The following is a 19,407-nucleotide window of genomic DNA, read 5'->3' on the forward strand; positions in this document are numbered from 1 at the left end:
TTGTCGATCTCCGCCGCGGCGGTGCCGGGTCATCGCAACCCGTTCGCGCCGAGTCCGCTCTGACCCCGTTCGCGCCGTTTCACGCTCGGCGCGTGGTCCGGGTAGCTGACAGAGCAGCCGGCCGGTCCACCGGCCGGGGGGCTCCCGTGGTCGTGGCCTCAGCGTCCGAGCACCCGGTCCAGGAAGTCGCGGTACTGGCGCACGGCCATCCGCAGCTGCTCGGTGTCCGCCGAGCCGGCGTCCTGCCAGCCGCCCAGCTTGTCCCGCTGCGCGGTCAGCGCCGAGGAGAGCGCCTGGATGGCCTCCTCCACCAGCGACTGCGCCTCGCCCGCGGCGGCCCGCGGGTCGTCGACGAAGCGCAGCTGGACGTCGCGCCAGCGGTCCCGGAAGCGCTGCGCGACGGCCGGCTCGAAGAGGGTCGCGGCGTCGGTCGGCACGCCCCCGGCCGCCGGTCGGGCCGCCGCGGCGAGGCCGGCGCCGGCCACCCCGGCGGTGCCGGCCGCGGCCACCCCGGCCTCCGACGCGGTACGCGGGTGTGTACCCGTCTCCGACTCCCGGTGCGCCCCGGGTTCGACTCCGGCCGCCCGGTCCTCGGCGTCCGGGTCGACCATGGCCGGGCTGGCGCTGCCGTACCCGGCCCCGTCGGCGGCGAGCGTGCCGTCCCGCCGCTCGTCGCCGGTCTCCTCCGCCCAGTGCTCCCGGCTGTGCAGCCGGTCGCCCGCCGTCGGGTCGGCCCGCTCGTCGTCGAAGGCGTCGGTACGCCCCGGCGCGCCGTCACCCGGCCGGGCAGTGTCCTCGCCCCGCGGGTCCCGCTCGTCGGCCGGCCGGCCGCTGGCCATCGCCGAGGCGGCGACGGCGTCGCCCACGGTGGCCGCGCCGAACGCGGTGGGCAACGGCGCCGGCTCGTGGAACTCCGGCCGTCCGGCCTCCTCGTCGCCCATCCGGTCGCCGACCGGCTCGTCGGCCAGCGCCGGATCACCGAAGGTGCCCCGGTCGTCCAGGGACTCGTCGGGCACCTCGGCCCGGTCGTGCGGGTGCGGCTGATCATCGGTGGTGGCGCCCGGCGGGGGCACCGCCACCGGCGCGGACCGTACGGCCTCCGGGTGGTCGCTGTTGGCCTGCTCTTCCTGGCGCATCACGGAAGTCCTCTCAGCGGGTGGTGACGTCGTCGTTCGGACGGTCCGGGTGGTGCTGCCCGGGCAGCTGCCGCCCGACCGGCTCGTCGCCGAGCAGGTCGGCGACGAGGGACCGGTAGTGGACCAGGGCCTGGCGGAGCTCCTCAGTGCCGGCCTCGCCGCGCTCGTTGGCGAGCCGGATCTCGTGGGCGTCCCGGTAGTGGGTGAGGGTCCGGGCGTGCTCGACGGAGAGGTGGGCGATCTGCTCGGAGAAGTCGCCGGTCGGGTAGCCGCGCTCGGCGATCAGCCGGCTGACCAGCTCGTCGGCCTCGCTGACGGTCTCGGCGGGGGAGTCGACGAACCGGACCTGGAGCTCCTCCCAGGCGGCCGCGTACGTCGCCCGGGACTCGGGGGTGAGCGGGTTGAGTTCGAGCTCGGCATGCCGGCGTTCCCGGTCGCGCAGCTCGCGCTCGGCGGCGCCGCGGCTGTCCTGCTCGGCGACGACGCGGTCGTACTCGGGGCCGAAACGCTGCCGGAGCGCTCGGCGGCGGGAGGCGGTAACGGCCACGGCGACCAGCGCCGCGACCACCAGGACGACGAGAACCAGAACGACTATCTGCGTGGGCGACATGGCTCCTCCTTCGCCACCGGTATTCCCTCCCGCCGCTGATCGCCAATCCCGATTCGGCCGACTTTCCTGCCTTCCGTCAGAACTTGAGCCGTCCCAGAAAAGCTCCGGGCCGATCGCCCCGGGTGCCCCCGGGCCTTCGGGCGGTGATCGTCGGCGAGACAGCCGGTAGTGCTCCCGACGGCGATTACGTATCCTGCCCGAGGCGTCCGTGCCGTGCCTGGCGCCGCGGCCAGCTTTCGCCTGGCCGGAGCCGGTGCCACTGCTGCCACACCTTCCGGGCGAGGTTTGATGAACACCCGCGACTGGCCGATCCGCTCCAAGCTGACCGCGCTGGTCGTGGTCCCGGTTACCGCCCTGCTGGCGCTCTGGGTCTTCGCCACCTCGCTCGCCTTCGGCCCGGCGCTGGACCTGCTCTCCGCCCGGACCCTCCTCTACGACCTGGGTCGCCCGGGCGAGACCGTGGTCGCCGAGCTGCAACGCGAGCGCCGGCTCTCCGTGGTGCAGCTCGCCCGCGGCGCCCCGCTGCCCGCGCTGGCCGAGCAGCGGGCGCGGACCGACACCGCCGTCGCCGAGCTGGGCCGCCGGATCGGCGGCGACCGGCTGCGCGACGCTGCCAACGACCTGCTCGACGCCCGCCTGGACAGGCTCACCGGCGAGCTGGCCGCGCTGCCCGCCGGGCGGGAGTTCATCGACGGGCGGACGGTGGACCGACTGGGCGCCATCGGCCTGTACAGCAGCATGATCGATTCGGCCTTCCAGGCGTTCGCCGGGATGGCGTCGCTGCCCGACGCCGACCTCAACCGGCAGGCGCTGGCGGTGACCGCGCTCGGCCGCTCGCGGGAGCTGCTCGGCCAGGCGGACGCCCTGCTGGCCGGCGCGGTCACCGCCGGCCGCTTCGCCGAGGGCGAGCCCGAGCAGCTGGTCCGCGTCATCGACAACCAGCGGTTCCTGGTCGAGACCGCGCTGGTCGACCTGCCGGCCGAGGATCGCGCCGCCTACCAGCGGCTGGCCGAGTCGGCGGAGTTCGTCCGGCTGCGCGCCCTGCAGGACGGGCTGCTCCGCGCCCGCTCGGCGACCCGCCCGCAACTCGACGTGGCGGCCTGGCAGGCCAGTTACGACGCCGTGCAGCAGCGGCTGCGCGAGTTCGAGCTGGCCGAGGCCGACGGGCTGGCCGACCGCTCGGTGCCGGTCGCGATCGGGATCCTGGCCCGGCTGGCGGTCGCCGGGCTGGTCGGGTTGACCGCGGTGGTGGCTTCCGTCCTGGTCGCGGTGCGGGTGGGTCGCTCGCTGGCGCGACGCCTCACCGCCGTACGCGGCGCGGCGCTGGACATGGCCGACCAACGGCTGCCCGACGTGGTGGCCCGGCTGCGCCGCGGCGAACAGGTCGACGTCGACCGGGAGGCGCCGCCGCTGGACCACGGCGCCGACGAGATCGGTCAGGTGGGGCGCGCGTTCAACCAGGTACGGCGCACCGCCGTGCGGGCCGCGGTGGACGAGGTGACGCTGCGCCGCGGGCTCAACGAGGTGTTCCTCAACCTCGCCCGGCGCAGCCAGGGGCTGGTGCACCGCCAGCTGGCCCTGCTGGACCGGATGGAACGGCACACCGAGGATCCGGACGAGCTGGCCGCGCTCTTCCAGGTCGATCACCTGGCCACCCGGTTGCGCCGGCACGCCGAGGACCTGGTCATCCTGGCCGGGGCGGCACCGAGCCGGGGCTGGCGCGAGCCGGTCGCCATGGTGGACGTGATCCGCGGCGCGATCTCCGAGGTGGAGTCCTACGACCGGGTCGACATCACCGCGGTGCAGCCGGCCGGCGTGGTCGGACGGGCGGTGGGCGACGTCATCCACCTGCTCGCCGAGCTGATCGAGAACGGCACGGCGTACTCCCCGCCGGACACCCGGGTTTCGGTCGCCGGGGTGGCCGAGGCGAACGGCTACGCCGTGCGGGTGACCGACCAGGGCCTCGGCATGCCGGCCCGGGCCCTCGCGGACGCGAACAGCCGGCTGGCCCGGCCGCCGGAGTTCGATCCGGCCGACAGCGCCCGGCTCGGGCTGTTCGTGGTGGCCCGGCTCGCGGCCCGGCACGGCATCGAGGTGCGGCTGCACGTCGCCGCGCCCGGCGGGGTGACCGCCGAGGTGCGGATACCCGCGGATCTGATCACCACCGAGCCGCCACCCCCGGCGATACCCGCGGCGGCGGCCCGGCCGGTCCGGGCCACCCGAACCGCCACCGTGCCCCGGGCCCGCACCGGTGGCGGGTCCCGTACCCGCCCGGCGCCGGCGCGGGCCTCGCTGGTCGAACCGGCCGACGAGCCCGACGGGCTGCCCCGGCGGGTGCGCCGGCGGGGGCCGGCGGCTCCCGTCCGGTCGGTCGGGGAGCCGGCGGCCCGCTCGCCCGAGGAGGCTCGCCGGGCGATGGCCGCACTCCAGGCCGGCACCGCCCGGGGGCGCCGCGACGGCGCCCGCTCCGACGGACCGGCCGGGGCGTCCCCCGCCCCGGGCCCGCATTCCGCCCCGGGCCCGCACCCCGCCCCTGGCCCGCACCCCGCCCCTGGCCCGCACCCCGCCCCTGGCCCGCACCCTGCCCCGCACCCCGCCCCGGGGGCCGGCGCCCCGACGCCGGCCGGGAACGGCCCGGAGACGCCGGCCGGGTCCGGCACCCCGGCGGGCGACACCGACCGAACCGGGGGCGGGCAACCGGCCTCCGAACCGGCTCCGCCGGCCCCGGCGCCGGCCGGGGAACCCCGCACCGCGACCGAGAGGGACACCCGGACGTGAACACGACGAAGCAGGGCCCGGCCCTGGACTGGCTGCTCGACGAGCTGGTGGCCCGGGTACCGGCCGCCCAGCAGGCGGTCGTGCTCTCGGCCGACGGCCTGCTGCTGGGCGCGTCGACCCACCTCGACCGCGACGACGCCGAACACCTCAGCGCGCTCGCCTCGGGCTTCTCCAGCCTGGCCAAGGGCGCGACCCGGCACCTGGCCGGTGGCGCGGTCCGGCAGACCGTGGTGGAGATGGAGTCGGCGTACCTCTTCGTGACCGCGGCCGGGCAGGGCGCCTGCCTGGCCGTCGTCAGCGAGGCCGACGCGGACATCGGCCTGGTGGCCTACGAGATGGCGATGCTCGTCATCCGGGTCGGCGAGTACCTGAGCGCGCCGGCCCGGACGGAACCGGAGGTGTTCGATGCGGGCTGACCGACCGCGGTCGCGGCACGAGTGGGTGGACGGCGCGGCCGGCCCGGTCGTCCGCCCGTACACCCTCACCGGCGGCCGGGTGCGGTCGCCGGCGCTGGGGCTCGGCCTCATGGCGTTGGTCCGTGCCGACGCGGGCGTGGACCCGGCGGCCCACCCGCTCCTCCAGCCGGAGCACCGGCGGCTGGTCGAGCTGGCCCGGCGCGCGGTGCCGGTGGCGGAGCTCGCCGCCCAGCTCGACCTCGCGGTCGGCGTGGTCCGGGTGCTGCTGGGCGACCTGCTCACCCGCGGGCTCGTGACGGTGTACGAGCCGGCGTCCGTCCCTCGCCCGTACGACGACGACATCCTCAAGGCGGTGGTCAGTGGACTCCGTGCGCTGTGACCGGGAGGTACCCGTGGACCGGATCCCGATGGCCCTGAAGATCCTCGTCGCGGGGGGCTTCGGGGTCGGCAAGACGACGCTGGTGAGCGCGCTGAGCGAGGTCCGGCCGCTGCAGACCGAGGAGATCCTCACCGACGCCGGCAGCGACACCGACGACATCTCCGGCGTGGAGGGCAAGAGGACCACCACGGTGGCGATGGACTTCGGCCGGATCACCATCAACGAGGATCTCCAGGTCTACCTGTTCGGCACGCCCGGTCAGGACCGGTTCTGGTTCCTCTGGGACGAGCTGGCCTTCGGTGCGCTCGGCGCGGTGGTGCTGGCCGACACCCGCCGGCTGGCCGACTGCTTCCCCTCCATCGACTACTTTGAGCAGCGCGGCATCCCGTTCGTGGTGGGGGTGAACTGCTTCGAGGGCGCCCGCCGGTTCGGCCTGGAGTCGGTGCGGCGCGCCATCGACCTCGATCCGGACGTGCCGCTGCTGCTCTGCGACGCCCGCGAGCGGCAGTCCGGCAAGCTGCTGCTGATCTCCCTGGTCGAGCACGTGGCGCGGCAGCGCGGCGAGCCGGTGCCGGTGGCCTGATCCGGTGCCGCGCCCACGGTCACCGTCGGCGAATCCGCGGAAACAGGGCTGAGATCGGCGATCCTGGGAAACGGTGATCCTGGGAGAGCGGAACAGCGACGGTGAAGTTCGGCGGAAGGGTGGGTCCGGTGGCGGATCAGGGCACGATCGTCCACATCGGCGGTTACACGGCGCACAGCGACGGGCGGGCCGAGGGCATCCTGGCCGCCCGCCGGGACCCGGCCACCGGGGCGCTGACCCCGCTCGGCACGGTGGCCGTCACGCCGTCGCCGTCCTTCCTCGTCCGGCACCCCGCCCGGCCCGTGCTGTACGCGGTCAACGAGCTGCCCGAGGGGGAGGTGACCGCCTTCCGGGTCGGCCCCGACGGCGCCCTCGACCCGCTGGGGGTCCGGCCCACCGGCGGGGCGGAACCCTGCCACCTGGCGGTCGCCCCGGACGGCCGGCACCTCTTCGTGGCCAACTACGGCGGGGGCAGCGTGGCCGTCTTCCCGCTCGACCCGGCCGGCGTTCCCGGCGAGCGCAGCGACCTGGTCCGGCACGAGGGGCACGGGCCGGACCCGGAGCGCCAGGACCGGGCGCACACCCACATGGTCTCCCCGGACCCGGACCGGGGGCCGCTGCTCGCCGTCGACCTCGGCACCGACTCGGTCTACCGGTACGACCTCGACGCCGACACCGGGCGGCTGTTGCCCACCGGCCCCCGGATGCGCACCGCGGCGGGGGCGGGCCCGCGGCACCTGGCCCGGCACCCGGACGGGCAGCGGGCCTGGCTCGTCGGCGAACTGGACGGCACGGTCACCGCGTACGCGCTGCGCGACGGGGCGCTGCACCAGCGCGGCCGGGTGGACGCCAGCGGGCGGGCCGGGCACGTCCAGCCCTCCGAGGTCGGGGTCGGGGCGGACGGCCGGTTCCTCTACGTGGGCAACCGCGGCGTCGGCACGGTCGCGGTCTTCGCGCTGGCCGGCGAGCTGCCGGAGCTGATCGCGGAGGTGGACACCGGCGGCGGGTGGCCGCGGCACTTCGCGCTGGCCGGGGAGCACCTGTACGTGGCCGACGAGCGGGCCGAGATGATCAGGATCTTCCGGGTGGACCCGGTGACGGGCGTACCGACCGTGGTGGGTGAGCCGGTGGCCGTGCCGAGCCCCACCTGCGTGCTGCCCTGAGCCGCCGCGGTCGGCCTTCGGTGATCGGGAGGCCGCCGTCCGCAGTGGACTCGGAACGCCACGAGACTGACCGACCACTCACTGTAGCAGTTTGGCGATCAACTGTTGCTCCTGAGTAACTTTCGTCCGAACGGTTGTGGCGGTAACCCCACGAGATACGCAAGATGGTCACCGTGTCAGGCCGCCATCGCATGCGTTCAAGTATCCGAGGAGCAGGAGCCGCCGCGGCGGCCACCGCGCTCGTCGTCGTCGTCGCGGGATCCTGGTTCGGTTACCAGCAGCTCGCCCAGCCGGCCTGCGCCGGCAAGATCGAGCTCTCGGTGGCCGCCGCCCCGGAGGTGGCGCCGGCGATCCAGGGCGCCGCGGCCCAGTGGGTCTCCGACGGTGCCGCGGTCGGCGGTACCTGCATCGCGGTGAACGTGGCCGCCTCCGACTCGGTCGACGTGGCCGCCGCGGTGGCCAGCAAACACGGCGCCCGCCTCGCCGGCGTCGGCCAGGCCAGCGGCACGGCGATCACCCCCGACATCTGGGTGCCGGACTCCTCGACCTGGCTGCTGCGGCTGAAGACCGGCGGCGCCGCCGCCTTCGCCCCCGGCAACGGACAGTCCATCGCCCGCAGCCCGGTGGTGGTCGCGGTGCCCGAGCCGGTGGCCACGTCCCGCTTCGGCTGGCCGGAGAAGAAGGTCACCTGGATCGACCTGCTCCGACAGGTGAGCAGCGACAAGCCGATAAGAGCCGGGATCGTCGAACCGACCCAGGACGCGGCCGGCCTGTCCGGGCTGCTCTCCTTGACCGCGGCCGCCAGCGGCTCGGGCGGCGACGCCCAGAAGGCCACCACCGGCGCACTGCGCGCGCTGGCCACCGGCCGGTCGGCGCTGCGCCAGGACCTGCTCGCCCGCTTCCCGCGCTCCACCGACCCGACGGCGGTCGCCAGCGGTCTCGGCGCCGCCGCGCTGTCCGAAGAGGACGTCATCGCCTACAACCAGACCAAGCCGCCGATCCCGCTGGCCGCGCTCTACCTCGAGCCGTCGCCGATGCCGCTGGACTACCCGTACGCGGTGCTGCCCGGCATCGAGCCGGCCAAGGCCTCCGCTGCCCGGGTGCTCTACGAGCTGCTCACCACGCCGGGCTTCCGCAACCGGCTGGCGGCGCAGGCGCTGCGGGCGCCCGACGGCAACTGGGGTGACGGGTTCAAGGCGCCGCAGGGCGCGCCGAGCCCGGCCGGGGGCGCGAAGACGGTGCCACCGGCGGGCGGCACCGCGGCCGGCGGGCTGGACCCGGTGGCCATCGAGCGTGCCGTCTCCGGCTGGTCCATCGCCACCCAGTCCGGCCGAATGCTCTGCGTCATCGACGTGTCCGGCTCGATGAAGGAGCCGGTGGCCAGCGCCAACAACGCCAGCCGGGCGCAGGTCACCGTCGCCGCGGCCAGCCGGGGCCTGGGGCTGTTCGACGACTCCTGGTCGATCGGCCTGTGGACCTTCTCCACCAAGCTGATCGGCAACCAGGACTGGCGGGAGGTGGTCCCGATCGCGCCGCTGTCCAGCCAGCGGGGCAAGCTCGAGCAGGGGCTCGCCGGCGTGAAGCCGTCGCGGGGGAACACCGGCCTGTACGACACGATGCTGGCCGCGTACAAGGCGGTGCAGGACGAGTGGGAGCCGGGCCGGGTCAACTCGGTGGTGCTCTTCACCGACGGCAAGAACGACGACGACGACGGCATCAGCCAGGCGCAGCTGCTGGCCGAGCTCAAGCGGATCGCCGACCCGGAGAAGCCGGTGCAGGTGGTCATCATCGGCATCGGTGGCGAGGTCAGCAAGGCCGAGCTGGAGGCGATCACCAAGGTCACCGGTGGCGGCAACTTCGTCACCGAGGACCCGTCGAAGATCGGCGACATCTTCCTGAAGGCGATCGCGCTGCGGCCGAACGCCCCCCGCTGACCACCCTCGGACGTCGCCCCCGCCGCACCGGAAATCCGGTGCGGCGGAAGGCTTTTTGGCCCCGTGCCGAGCAAGGGAACAGACGGTAACCCGTCGAAAGCAATCGGCCACCGTAATTGTCCGGCAAGATGTCGGAAGCGCTTCGGAGCCGCCCGCCCGCACCGGGCCGGTCACCGGCCCCGGCGACGGCGGAGGGGAGGCCCGGTGGCCACGGCGACACTGTTGACCCCGAGCGGAACGTCGTCACGGCCGGCGTACGAGACACCGCGCTCGGCGGCCCGCGCCGCCCAGCGCGGGTACCTGCACAACCTGGTGGTGCTGGACACGGCGGTGCTGTCGGTGGCGGTGGTGGCGGGCTACCTGCTCCGCTTCGGCGCCGCCGACCCGAGCGGCTCGACCGTCCCGTACGTGCTGCTGGCGCCCGGCCTGGTGGCCACCTGGCTGGTGTCGCTCAAGGCGCTGCGCTGCTACGACGACCGGGTGGTCGGGTACGGCGCCGACGAGTACCGCCGGATCAGCACGGCCAGCCTGCGGATGGCCGGTGGCCTGGCCATCGCCGGGTACATCACCGACGTCGGGGTGTCCCGGGGCTTCCTGGCCATCACCTTCGCGCTGGGCACCGTCGGCCTGGAGGTGGCCCGGTTCGTGGCCCGCAAATGGCTGCACCGGGCCCGTCGGCGGGGCACCGGCTGGTCCCGCAAGATGCTGGTGGTGGGGGACACCGCCCACGTGCTGGAGCTGGTGCACACGTTGCGCCGGGAACCGTACGCCGGCTACCACGTGGTCGGCGCCTGCATCCCGGACGCGCTGCTGGCCCCGGTCCCGCAGCGGCTGGACGACGTGCCGGTGGTGGGCTCGTTCCGCGGCATCCCGGAGGCGGCCACCGCGATCGGCGCGGACACCGTGGCGGTCACCGCCTCCGGTGAGCTGACCGCCGCCCGGTTGCGCCGGCTGGGCTGGCAGCTCGAGGGCACCGGCGTGGACCTGGTGCTGGCCCCCGCGCTGACCGACGTCGCCGGTCCGCGGATCCACACCCGGCCGGTGGCCGGGCTGCCGCTGATCCACGTCGAGGCACCCGAGTTCCGGGGCGCCCGGAAGCTGGTCAAGGGCCTGGTCGACCGGACCACCGCGGCGCTGGCCCTGGCCCTGCTGCTGCCGCTGCTCGCGGTGATCTGCCTGGCGGTCAAGCTGGACAGCCGGGGGCCGGTGCTGTTCCGGCAGGTCCGGGTGGGCCGGGGCGGCCAGGAGTTCGGCGTCTTCAAGTTCCGCACCATGGTGGTCAACGCCGACGCGCTGCTGGCGGAGCTGGCCGCCCGCAACGAGACCGACGGGCTGCTGTTCAAGATGCGCGACGACCCCCGGGTCACCCGCGTCGGCCGGCTGCTGCGCAAGTGGTCCCTGGACGAGCTGCCCCAACTGGTCAACGTGCTGCTCGGGCAGATGAGCCTGGTCGGTCCCCGTCCACCGCTGCCCTCCGAGGTGGCCCGGTACGACGGCGACGTGGCCCGCCGGCTGCTGGTCAAGCCGGGCATGACCGGGCTCTGGCAGGTCAGCGGCCGGTCCGACCTGAGCTGGGAGGACGGCATCCGGCTCGACCTCTACTACGTGGAGAACTGGTCGCTCGCCGCCGACCTGACCATCCTGTGGAAGACGGTCGGCGCGGTGCTGCGGGGCCGCGGGGCGTACTGACCGGCGCGATCCCGGCCGGTCAGTACGCGCGGGCCGGTCAGGGCTGCGGGCCGAGCCAGTCCAGGCACACCACCACGGCGTCGTCGACCAGGTCACCGGCGACGAAGGCGCGCAGGTCCCCGAGGAGCGAGCGGACCGCGTCCAGCGGTGCCATCGGGCCGGTACGCCGCAGGAAGCGGTCCAGCGCGCTCTCGCCGTACCGGGCGTCGGTGCCGGTCGCCTCCATCACCCCGTCGCTGAGCACGAAGAGCCGGTCCCCGCGGCGCAGCTCGAACCGCTGCGGGCGGTAGTCCGTTCCGTCGAACATGCCCAACGGAAACTGCTGCTCCAGCGGCTGCTCGGTGATCTCGCCGGCGCGTAGCAGCACCATCCGGGGCGAGCCGGCGTCCACCACGGTCATCGCCCCGTCGGCGAGGTCCAGCTCGATCAACAGGGCGGAGACGTGCTGGTCACCCCGGTGCTGCGCATAGATCGCCTGGTCGGCCAGGGCCGCCTGGTCGGCCAGCGCCAGCCCGGCCCGCCGGGCGTTGCGCAGGGCGTGCACGGCCAGCGAGGTGAGCATCGAGGCGGCGACCCCCTCGCCCATGCCGTTGATCACCGCCAGCCACAGCCGGTGCCCGTCGTCGGACCAGTCGAAGCTGTCCCCGCGCACCGCGTACGCCGGCTCGAGCTGCCCGGCCAGGCTGAACGACGGCCGGATCCGGCTGCGCCCGGGCAACAGCTCCCACTGGATCTCGGCGGCGAGCGTGAGCCGCCGGGTCCGCCGGGCGGTCCGGTAGAGGTCCGTGCTGGCGGTGACGGCCGCCAGCTCGTGGGCGAGCGCGGTGGCGATGCCGGACAGCTCCGCGACGAGCGCCCGGTCGTCGCGGACCGGGCCGAGCCGCAGCACCCCGCGTCGCTCGCCGCGCATGCTGACCGGGAAGTAGCCGGTGCCGTCGGCGACGACCGGCTGCTGGTGGTCGAAGCAGCGCCAGGCGGGGTGGCCGGGCGAGGTGATCGGGTCACCCTTCGTGAACGGCACCAGCGCCGAGAGCCGGTAGTCGACCTGGAGCAGCTCCGCACGGATGACGCCGTACGCCCGGTCCAGCTCAGCGGTGAGCCGGTCGAGCAACAGGTCGGCGGGCGCGTCGATCAGCACCCTTCGTGCCTCGTCGTCCGGTCCGCTCATCACGTGCTCCTTCCGCCCAGGTCCCATGCTTTCTCACCGGGGGTAGTCTCGACCCACCATGGCTCATGTACCCGCTCCCAGCGGACCAGAAGCGAGTATGGCCGCCGCGCTCGACGAGGCGGCGGCCACGCTGCTCGGTGTCTGGGAGGCCGCCCGGGAACGGACGACGAGTCGACTCTCCACCGCCCAGCTACGCGCCGTGATGGTGGTCGAGCAGCACGACGGGATCAACCTCCGTCGGCTCGCCAACCGCCTCGACATGCTGCTCTCCTCCGCCAGCCGGCTCTGCGACCGGCTGGTGGCCGCCGGCATGCTGGAGCGCGAGCCGAGCCGGGCCGACCGGCGGGAGATCTGCCTGCACCTCACGCCGGAGTCGCGCGGGCTCCTGGCCGAGCTGCGCGACGACCGGAGACGGCGGCTGGCCGAGATCCTCGCCGGGATGAGCCCGGACGGCCGGGAGGCGCTGCTGGCCGGGGTGGCGGAGTTCGACGAGGCCGCCCGCCGGCGGCAGGAGGCCGGGGAACCGCCGCGGGAGTTACCGGCCCCGGCCGGTCCCGTCGACCCGGGGCCCGGCTGGCAGCTCGACGTTCCGCCCGTCATCCGGTCCGCCTGACCGGGCCCGGCTGACGGCCGGGGACGGGCGCGGGCGGGCGCCGACTCCCCGCATGTTGGCCTGTCCAGGGCGGGGATGGGCGCGAGCTGCCGCATGTCGTGCTGTATGTCTTGGCCGTCGAGCGGCGTCACCTGCGTTTCGTGGCACCGATGACGAGCATCGCGATGTCGTCCTGGCCGGGCCCGTCGAGCCACTCGTCGACGAGTTGGAGCAGCCGTTCCACCACCACCGCGGGCGGCAGGCCGGCCGCCGAGGCGAGCGCCCGGCGCAGCCGCTCCTCGCCGAACATCCGGATGTCCGGCGGCCCGCCCCGGGCGTCGGTCACCCCGTCCGTATAGGCCAGCAGCAGGTCCCCGGGCGCCAGCCGTACCTCTGCCTCGACGAACCGGGGCGCGGCCAGCGCGCCGACCGGCATGCCACCGACGGTGACCTGGCTGACCGTGCCGTCGGCGCGGGCCACCAGCGGGGCGGGGTGGCCGCCACCGGCGAACCGGATCCGCAGCCCGCCGTCGGGTTCACCGGTGAGCGTGCCGAGCAGCAGGGTGGTGAACTGGGCGCGCCGGGCCGCGTCGGGCGAGTCGAGCATCGTCCGGTTGAGCAGCTCCAGCAGTTCCCGCGGCCGGTTCTCGACCAGCCGGAGCGTCCGCAGGGACTGGCGTACCCGGCCGGTGAGCACGGCCGCGCCGACACCCTTGCCACAGACATCGCCGAGGGCGAACATCGCCCCGTCGACGGTGCGGAAGACCTCGTAGAAGTCGCCGCCGATGCGCAGGCTGTCGCCGGCCGCGCGGTACCCGCCGGCCAGGCTCGCCCCGGCCACGGCCGGCAGCTCGGGCGGGAGCAGGCTCTGCTGAAGCACCCGGGCCAGGTGGGTCTGCTCGCCGTACAGCTCGGCGGCGGCCAGGGCCGCGCCGGCCCGGGCGGCGAACTCGCGGGCCAGCTCGATCTCGCGGCGGTCGAAGCCGGGCCGCTCGGGGCGCCGGATCAGGATCAGCGCGCCCGCCGGGCCGCCGGCGCTGAGCATCGGGTTGACCAGTACGGTGCCCGGCCGGCCGAACCCGGCGGGGAGCAGCGGGGTGAGGTCGGCCAGTTCGGCGTCGAGCCACGGGGTGGGCTCGGTGGCGACGCCGTCGAGCGCCTCGGCGAGCCCCGGCACCGAGCCGGCCAGCCCCCCGCCACCGACGCCGGTGACCGGGGCCGGCTCGCCGTCGGCGTACCGGAGCCAGTGCGGCCGGTGGTCGGTGGGCGGTGGGTGGTGTGTTCGGCGTCGAAGGTAGTGCGCTCCTCGGTCCGGACCGTTGCCTTCCGGCAAGGGTACCGACGGGCATCCGCGCCCAGCCAGCGGTCAGCCGGAGCGGGCCAGCCAGCCGACGGGTCGGGCGATGACCGCGCGGACCACCGAGCCGGCCCCGCCGACGGCGGCCGAGCGGGGGCCGAGCGCGGCCGGGCGGACGGTGACCTGCGCCCACGGCGCGGTGAGCACCCGGCGGGACAACTCGGTGAGGATGGCCGGGCGTAGCCACGGCGCCAGGGTGGCGTATCCACCACCGAGCACGACCGTGTCCAGGTCGAGAAGGTTCACCACGGCGGAGACCGCCACCCCGAGTGCCGTGCCGGCGTCGTGCAGCGCGGTCAGGGCGGCCTGGTCGCCCTCGGTGGCCAGGCCGGCGAGCGTGGTGGTCGCGGTGTCCGCCGGCAGGTCCGTCCCGGTCAGCCCGGCGGCGGTGAGGATGGCCTCCTGGCCGGCGTACCGCTCCAGGCAGCCCCGGCCGCCGCAGCGGCAGGGCCGGCCGTCGGGGCGGACCGGAACGTGGCCGATCTCGCCGCTCCAGCCGCGGGCGCCCCGGAAGAGCGAGCCGTTCAGCACGATGCCGGCGCCGATGCCGACCTCACCGGAGATGTGCAGGAAGCTGGGCGCGCCGGGCGGACCGGCGTGCAGCTCGCCCAGGGCGGCCAGGTTCGCCTCGTTGTCGACCACCAGCGGCGGCACCCCCGGGACCGGATCGATCCGCAGTCGGTCGGCGAGCAGGCCGGGGACGTCCACGTCCCGCCAGCCCAGGTTCGGCGCGAGCCGGACCAGACCATGCGCGTCGACCAGGCCGGGCACGGCGAGGGTGGCGCCGGCGAGGACCAGGCCCTCCCGGTCGGCCGCCGCGCGGGCGCCGGCGGCGAGGGCGGCGAGCCGGGCCAGGGCGTCGGCGGGGGACACCGGCCGCAGGTCCGCCCGGTGTACGACGTGGTGGCGCACCGTGCCGGCGAGGTCGACCACGCAGGCGGCCAGGTAGTCGACGTTGACCTCCAGGCCGAGCCCGGCCGGTCCGTGGTCGGCGAGCACCAGCCCCCGGGCCGGCCGCCCGGCCCCGCTGCGGGGCGCCGGTGCCGCCTCGCTCACCAGCCGCCCGCCGATCAGGTCGTCGACGACGGCGGAGACGGTGGCCCGGGTGAGCCCGGTGTCGGTGGCCAGGTCGGCGCGGGAGGGCGGCCGGGCGGCGGCGGCGATCTGGCCGAGGACCACGGCGAGGTTGAGCTCGCGCAGGCTGCCCTGGCGGACCGCCCCGACGGCGCTGGTGCTCGTCACCCCTTGACACTGCCACACGGCGGTCATTTAATTCAACCACTGAACAAATTGCGGCCTTGCCCACCACCCCGGAGGTTCCCATGGCACCCCGTCCCACCCCCGCCGACAAGTTCTCCTTCGGTCTCTGGACCGTGGGGTGGCAGGCGCGTGACCCGTTCGGCGACGCCACCCGCCCGGAGCTGGACGCGGTCGAGGCCGTGCACCGCCTCGCCGAGCTCGGCGCGTACGGGATCACCTTCCACGACGACGACCTGTTTCCCTTCGGCGCGGACGCCGCCACCCGCGACGCCCAGATCGCCCGGTTCCGCAAGGCCCTCGACGAGACCGGCCTGGTCGTGCCGATGGTCACCACCAACCTCTTCACCCACCCGGTGTTCAAGGACGGCGGCTTCACCAGCAACGACCGCGACGTCCGCCGGTACGCGCTGCGCAAGGTGCTGCGCAACGTGGACCTCGCCGCCGAGCTGGGCGCGCGCACCTTCGTGATGTGGGGCGGCCGGGAGGGCGCCGAGTACGACGTGGCCAAGGACGTCCGGGCGGCGCTGGACCGGTACCGGGAGGCCGTCGACCTGCTCTGCCAGTACGTCCTCGACCGCGGCTACGACCTGCGTTTCGCCCTTGAGCCCAAGCCGAACGAGCCGCGCGGCGACATCCTGCTGCCCACCATCGGGCACGCGCTGGCCTTCATCTCCACCCTGGCCCACGCCGAGATGGTCGGGCTCAACCCGGAGGTCGGCCACGAGCAGATGGCCGGGCTGAACTACGCGCACGGCATCGCCCAGGCGCTCTGGCAGGGCAAGCTGTTCCACCTCGACCTCAACGGCCAGCGCGGCATCAAGTACGACCAGGACCTGGTCTTCGGCCACGGCGACCTGCTCAACGCGTTCGCCCTGGTCGACCTGCTGGAGAACGGCGGCCCGGACGGCGCGCCCGCGTACGACGGGCCGCGGCACTTCGACTACAAGCCCTCGCGCACCGAGGACATCGCCGGGGTGTGGGCCTCGGCGGAGGCGAACATGCGCACCTACCTGCTGCTCAAGGAGCGGGCGGCGGCGTTCCGGGCCGACCCGGAGGTGGTCGAGGCGCTCGCCGCCAGCAAGGTCGCCGAGCTGGCCACCCCGACGCTGGGCTCCGGCGAGGGCTACACCGAGCTGCTCGCCGACCGGTCCGCCTTCGAGGAGTACGACCCGGAGGCGGCCGGCGCCCAGGGCTACGGCTTCGTCCGGCTCAACCAGCTCGCCGTCGAGCACCTGCTCGGCGCGCGCTGAGGCGGGCCCGGCATGCCGCTCGTCGCGGGGGTCGACTCGTCGACCCAGTCCTGCAAGGTCGTCGTCCGGGACGCGGAGACCGGCGCGCTGGTCCGGCAGGGCCGCGCGCCGCACCCGGACGGCACCGAGGTCGACCCGCGGGCCTGGTGGGAGGCGCTGCGCGCCGCCGTCGCCGAGGCCGGCGGGCTGGCCGACGTGGCCGCCGTCTCGGTCGCCGGCCAGCAGCACGGCATGGTCTGCCTGGACGAGGCGGGCGAGGTGGTCCGCCCGGCGCTGCTGTGGAACGACACCCGCTCCGCCGACGCGGCCCGGGAGTTGACCGCCGAGGCGGGCGAGGACGCGGCGGGTCCCCGGTTCTGGGCCGAGGCGACCGGCAGCGTGCCGGTGGCCAGCTTCACCGCCACCAAGCTGCGCTGGCTGGCCCGGCACGAGCCGGACAACGCCGCCCGGGTCGCCGCCGTCTGCCTGCCGCACGACTGGCTGACCTGGCGGCTGGCCGGTGCGCCCGGGCTGGCCGCGCTGCGCTCCGACCGGGGCGACGCCAGCGGCACCGGCTACTGGTCCCCCCGGACCGGGGAGTACCGCCTGGACCTGCTGGAACAGGCCCTCGGCCGGCGGGTCCGGGTGCCGGCGGTGCTCGGCCCGGCCGAGGCGGCCGGGCACCTCGACCCGGACGTGCTCCCCGGCCCGGCCGGCGCGCCGGCGGGACCGGCCTCCGCAGCGGGGTCCGGCACCACCGCCGCGCCGCCGGTCCTGCTCGGCCCCGGCACCGGGGACAACGCCGCCGCCGCGCTCGGCGTGGGGGCCGGCCCGGGGGATGTGATGGTCTCCATCGGCACCTCCGGCACGGTGTTCGCCGTCGCCGACGCCCCGGCCGCCGACCCGTCCGGCATCGTGGCCGGCTTCGCCGACGCCACCGGCCGGTTCCTGCCGCTGGTCTGCACGCTCAACGCGGCCCGGGTGCTCGACACGGCCGCCGCGCTGCTCGGCGTCGACCTGGCCGGGCTGGCCGAGCTGGCGCTGGCCGCCCCGCCCGGCGCGGACGGCCTGGTGATGGTGCCGTACCTGGAGGGGGAGCGGACCCCCAACCGGCCGGACGCGACCGGCTCGGTGCACGGGCTGACCCTGCGTACCGGGACGCCGGCGCACCTGGCCCGGGCGGCGGTGGAGGGGATGCTCTGCGCGCTCGCCGACGGGCTGGACGCGCTGCGCGGGCAGGGCGCCCGGGTCGACCGGGTGCTGCTGGTCGGCGGGGGCGCCCGCTCCGAGGCGGTGCGGCGGATCGCCCCGCAGGTCTTCGGCTGCCCGGTGGTGGTGCCACCGCCCGGCGAGTACGTCGCCGACGGCGCGGCTCGCCAGGCCGCCTGGGTCGTCCTGGGCGGTCCGACCCCGCCCGGATGGTCACTGACCGGTGCCGAGGAGTACGTGGCCGACCCGGTGCCGGCCATCCGCGACCGGTACGCCCAGGCTCGCGACCACACCGTGGCCCGCCTCGGCTGACGACCACCGCCTCGGTCGATCCGGGGGAACCGTTCGCCGAGGAGATCGGCGGGCCCCGGTTCTCCTGGATCGACCCACCGGGCATGCTGGTGCGGTGATCGTGGCGGTGGCGGGGTGAGCGGGGGCAACGCGGGCGTGCGGCGGCGGTCGGGTGGCTGGCTGGGCGGGGGGACCGTCCACCGGTTCTACAGCGTCGTGGTGTTCGTGGTGCTGGCCTCGCTGGACAACGTGGCGATCGGCCTGGTGCCCCCGCTGTACGAGCCGATCTCCGGCGCGCTCGGCGTGCCGCAGCGGCTGCTCGGCCTGGTCACCGCGGTGAGCTTCCTGGTCAGCGCGGTCGCCGCGGTGGGCTGGGCGTACGTGGGGGACCGGAGCAACCGCAAGCGGCTGCTGATGGTGGGCACGCTGATCTGGGCCGCCGGCACCGGCGGCAGCGCGTACGTCGGGGACTATCCGACGTTCCTGGCGGCCCAGCTGGTGGCGGCGGTCGGCCTCGGCGCGGTCGGCTCGGTGGGCTTCTCCGTGGTCACCGACCTGATCTCGCCGCGCCGGCGTGGGCTGGTGATGAGCTTCTGGGGGCTCTCCCAGGGCGTCGGCACCCTCGCCGGCACGCTCACCGGCGGCCTGCTCGGCGCCACCGACTGGCGGCGGCCGTTCCTGCTGCTGACCGTGGTGGGACTGGCGGCCACGGTGGCGTACCTGTTCACCTTCGACATCCAGCGCGGGCAGAGCGAACCGGAACTGGCTGCGGTGCTCGACGCCGGCGGCGAGTACGACTACCGGATCACCCGCGCGGACCTGCCCCGGATCCTGGCCCGGCGGACCAACCGGTGGCTGATCCTCCAGGGCCTGACCGCGCAGGCGGCGTTCGGCTCGCTGGTCTGGCTGCCGGTGCTCTTCGCCGAGCGGGCCCGGGCCCAGGGCTACTCGCCGACGACCGCGGTGGTGGTGGGCAGTGTCTTCGCCACCCTGTTCCAGCTCGGCGGGGTGCTGTCGATCGTGGGCGGCCTGGTCGGCGACGCGCTGCAACGGCGTACGCCGAGCGGGCGGGCCCTGGTCGCGGCCGTGGGCATCCTCGCGGCCGTGCCCTTCTACCTGGTGCTCTTCTTCGTGCCGATCCGCATCGACGTGCCCGACGGAGCGGGCTCCGGCGCGGTGGTCCGGGCGGTGCTGGCCAGCGTGGTCACCGAACCCACGGTCGGGCTGAGCCTGCTCACGGCCGTCCTCGCCCTGGCGCTGACCTCGGCCAACTCGCCGAACTGGTTCGCGCTGATCGCCGACGTCAACCCGCCCGAGCACCGCGGCACGGTGTACAGCCTGGGCAACCTGGTGAACGGGGTCGGCCGGGCGGCCGGCAACGGGCTGGTCGGGGTGGCCTTCCACGCGCTGCGGGCGGCGTTCCCGCCGCCGCTGAACTACGCGGTGGGGCTGGCCGCGTTCCAGCTCTTCTTCCTGCCCACCGGGATCATGTACTGGCTGGCCGCCCGCACCTCACCCAGGGACATCCGCGCCGTTCACCACCTCCTGCACAGCCGCGCCGACCGCGGGTAAGGAGGGGCCCCGCTTAACGCATTCTGTATAGGCGGGGGCCC

Annotated in this window: 16 protein-coding genes; 11 read left to right on the top strand and 5 right to left on the bottom strand. The window is 75.2% G+C overall.

The features are described 5' to 3' along the window. Positions 1-158: 158 nt before the first annotated feature. Complete coding sequence (locus AB0H57_RS06035) at positions 159-1,136, bottom strand: hypothetical protein (protein WP_357503157.1); 978 nt, start codon at positions 1,134-1,136, stop codon at positions 159-161. 13 nt (positions 1,137-1,149) lie between these two features. Beyond that, a complete protein-coding gene (locus AB0H57_RS06040; RefSeq protein WP_357503159.1) occupies positions 1,150-1,746 on the bottom strand; it encodes a hypothetical protein in 597 nt (198 codons plus the stop codon). 288 nt (positions 1,747-2,034) lie between these two features. Here AB0H57_RS06040 and AB0H57_RS06045 point away from each other — a divergent pair, with 288 nt between their 5' ends. The 7 genes from AB0H57_RS06045 to AB0H57_RS06075 all read left to right on the top strand — a co-directional run bounded on the left by AB0H57_RS06045 (position 2,035) and on the right by AB0H57_RS06075 (position 10,688). Then, positions 2,035-4,524, top strand: coding sequence for a nitrate- and nitrite sensing domain-containing protein (locus AB0H57_RS06045; RefSeq protein ID WP_357503161.1), 2,490 nt, complete (start codon positions 2,035-2,037; stop codon positions 4,522-4,524). Beyond that, a complete protein-coding gene (locus AB0H57_RS06050) occupies positions 4,521-4,940 on the top strand; it encodes a roadblock/LC7 domain-containing protein (RefSeq protein ID WP_357503163.1) in 420 nt (139 codons plus the stop codon). The genes AB0H57_RS06045 and AB0H57_RS06050 overlap by 4 nt, the downstream gene beginning before the upstream one ends. Further along, a complete protein-coding gene (locus AB0H57_RS06055; RefSeq protein ID WP_357503165.1) occupies positions 4,930-5,319 on the top strand; it encodes a DUF742 domain-containing protein in 390 nt (129 codons plus the stop codon). The genes AB0H57_RS06050 and AB0H57_RS06055 overlap by 11 nt, the downstream gene beginning before the upstream one ends. Positions 5,320-5,347: 28 nt before the next feature. Next, positions 5,348-5,902, top strand: coding sequence for an ATP/GTP-binding protein (locus AB0H57_RS06060; protein WP_357503322.1), 555 nt, complete (start codon positions 5,348-5,350; stop codon positions 5,900-5,902). Positions 5,903-6,030: 128 nt separating this feature from the next. Continuing rightward, positions 6,031-7,065: a lactonase family protein gene (locus tag AB0H57_RS06065; RefSeq protein WP_357503167.1), complete on the top strand. Its 1,035-nt coding sequence runs from the start codon at positions 6,031-6,033 to the stop codon at positions 7,063-7,065. Positions 7,066-7,256: 191 nt separating this feature from the next. Beyond that, positions 7,257-8,999, top strand: coding sequence for a substrate-binding domain-containing protein (locus tag AB0H57_RS06070; RefSeq protein ID WP_357503169.1), 1,743 nt, complete (start codon positions 7,257-7,259; stop codon positions 8,997-8,999). A 204-nt stretch (positions 9,000-9,203) separates the two neighbouring features. Next, entirely contained in the window at positions 9,204-10,688 is a 1,485-nt protein-coding gene (locus AB0H57_RS06075) for a sugar transferase (protein ID WP_357503171.1), read from the top strand. Positions 10,689-10,725: 37 nt separating this feature from the next. Here the strand turns inward: AB0H57_RS06075 and AB0H57_RS06080 are convergent, their stop codons facing one another. Further along, positions 10,726-11,856 carry a PP2C family protein-serine/threonine phosphatase gene (locus tag AB0H57_RS06080; RefSeq protein WP_357503173.1) on the bottom strand — a complete coding sequence of 377 codons (1,131 nt, stop codon included), beginning with the start codon at positions 11,854-11,856 and terminating at the stop codon, positions 10,726-10,728. 97 nt (positions 11,857-11,953) lie between these two features. On the opposite strand from AB0H57_RS06080, the gene AB0H57_RS06085 reads away from it, so the two are divergent. Beyond that, positions 11,954-12,469, top strand: a complete 516-nt coding sequence (locus tag AB0H57_RS06085) for a MarR family transcriptional regulator (protein ID WP_357503175.1) — start codon at positions 11,954-11,956, stop codon at positions 12,467-12,469. Between the two features lie 127 nt (positions 12,470-12,596). Here the strand turns inward: AB0H57_RS06085 and AB0H57_RS06090 are convergent, their stop codons facing one another. Beyond that, a complete protein-coding gene (locus AB0H57_RS06090) occupies positions 12,597-13,781 on the bottom strand; it encodes a PP2C family protein-serine/threonine phosphatase (protein ID WP_357503177.1) in 1,185 nt (394 codons plus the stop codon). Between the two features lie 33 nt (positions 13,782-13,814). Beyond that, the gene (locus AB0H57_RS06095) at positions 13,815-15,074 is read right to left on the bottom strand and encodes an ROK family protein (protein ID WP_357503179.1); all 1,260 of its coding nucleotides are present in this window, start codon (positions 15,072-15,074) and stop codon (positions 13,815-13,817) included. Positions 15,075-15,127: 53 nt separating this feature from the next. Here AB0H57_RS06095 and xylA point away from each other — a divergent pair, with 53 nt between their 5' ends. The 3 genes from xylA to AB0H57_RS06110 all read left to right on the top strand — a co-directional run bounded on the left by xylA (position 15,128) and on the right by AB0H57_RS06110 (position 19,366). Next, a complete protein-coding gene (xylA, locus tag AB0H57_RS06100) occupies positions 15,128-16,315 on the top strand; it encodes a xylose isomerase (protein WP_357503181.1) in 1,188 nt (395 codons plus the stop codon). A gap of 12 nt (positions 16,316-16,327) precedes the next feature. Continuing rightward, a complete protein-coding gene (gene xylB / locus AB0H57_RS06105) occupies positions 16,328-17,815 on the top strand; it encodes a xylulokinase (RefSeq protein WP_357503183.1) in 1,488 nt (495 codons plus the stop codon). A gap of 135 nt (positions 17,816-17,950) precedes the next feature. Continuing rightward, entirely contained in the window at positions 17,951-19,366 is a 1,416-nt protein-coding gene (locus AB0H57_RS06110; RefSeq protein WP_357503324.1) for an MFS transporter, read from the top strand. Positions 19,367-19,407 lie beyond the last annotated feature (41 nt).

It is taken from the genome of Micromonospora sp. NPDC050686, assembly GCF_040654475.1.
Lineage (GTDB): Bacteria > Actinomycetota > Actinomycetes > Mycobacteriales > Micromonosporaceae > Micromonospora.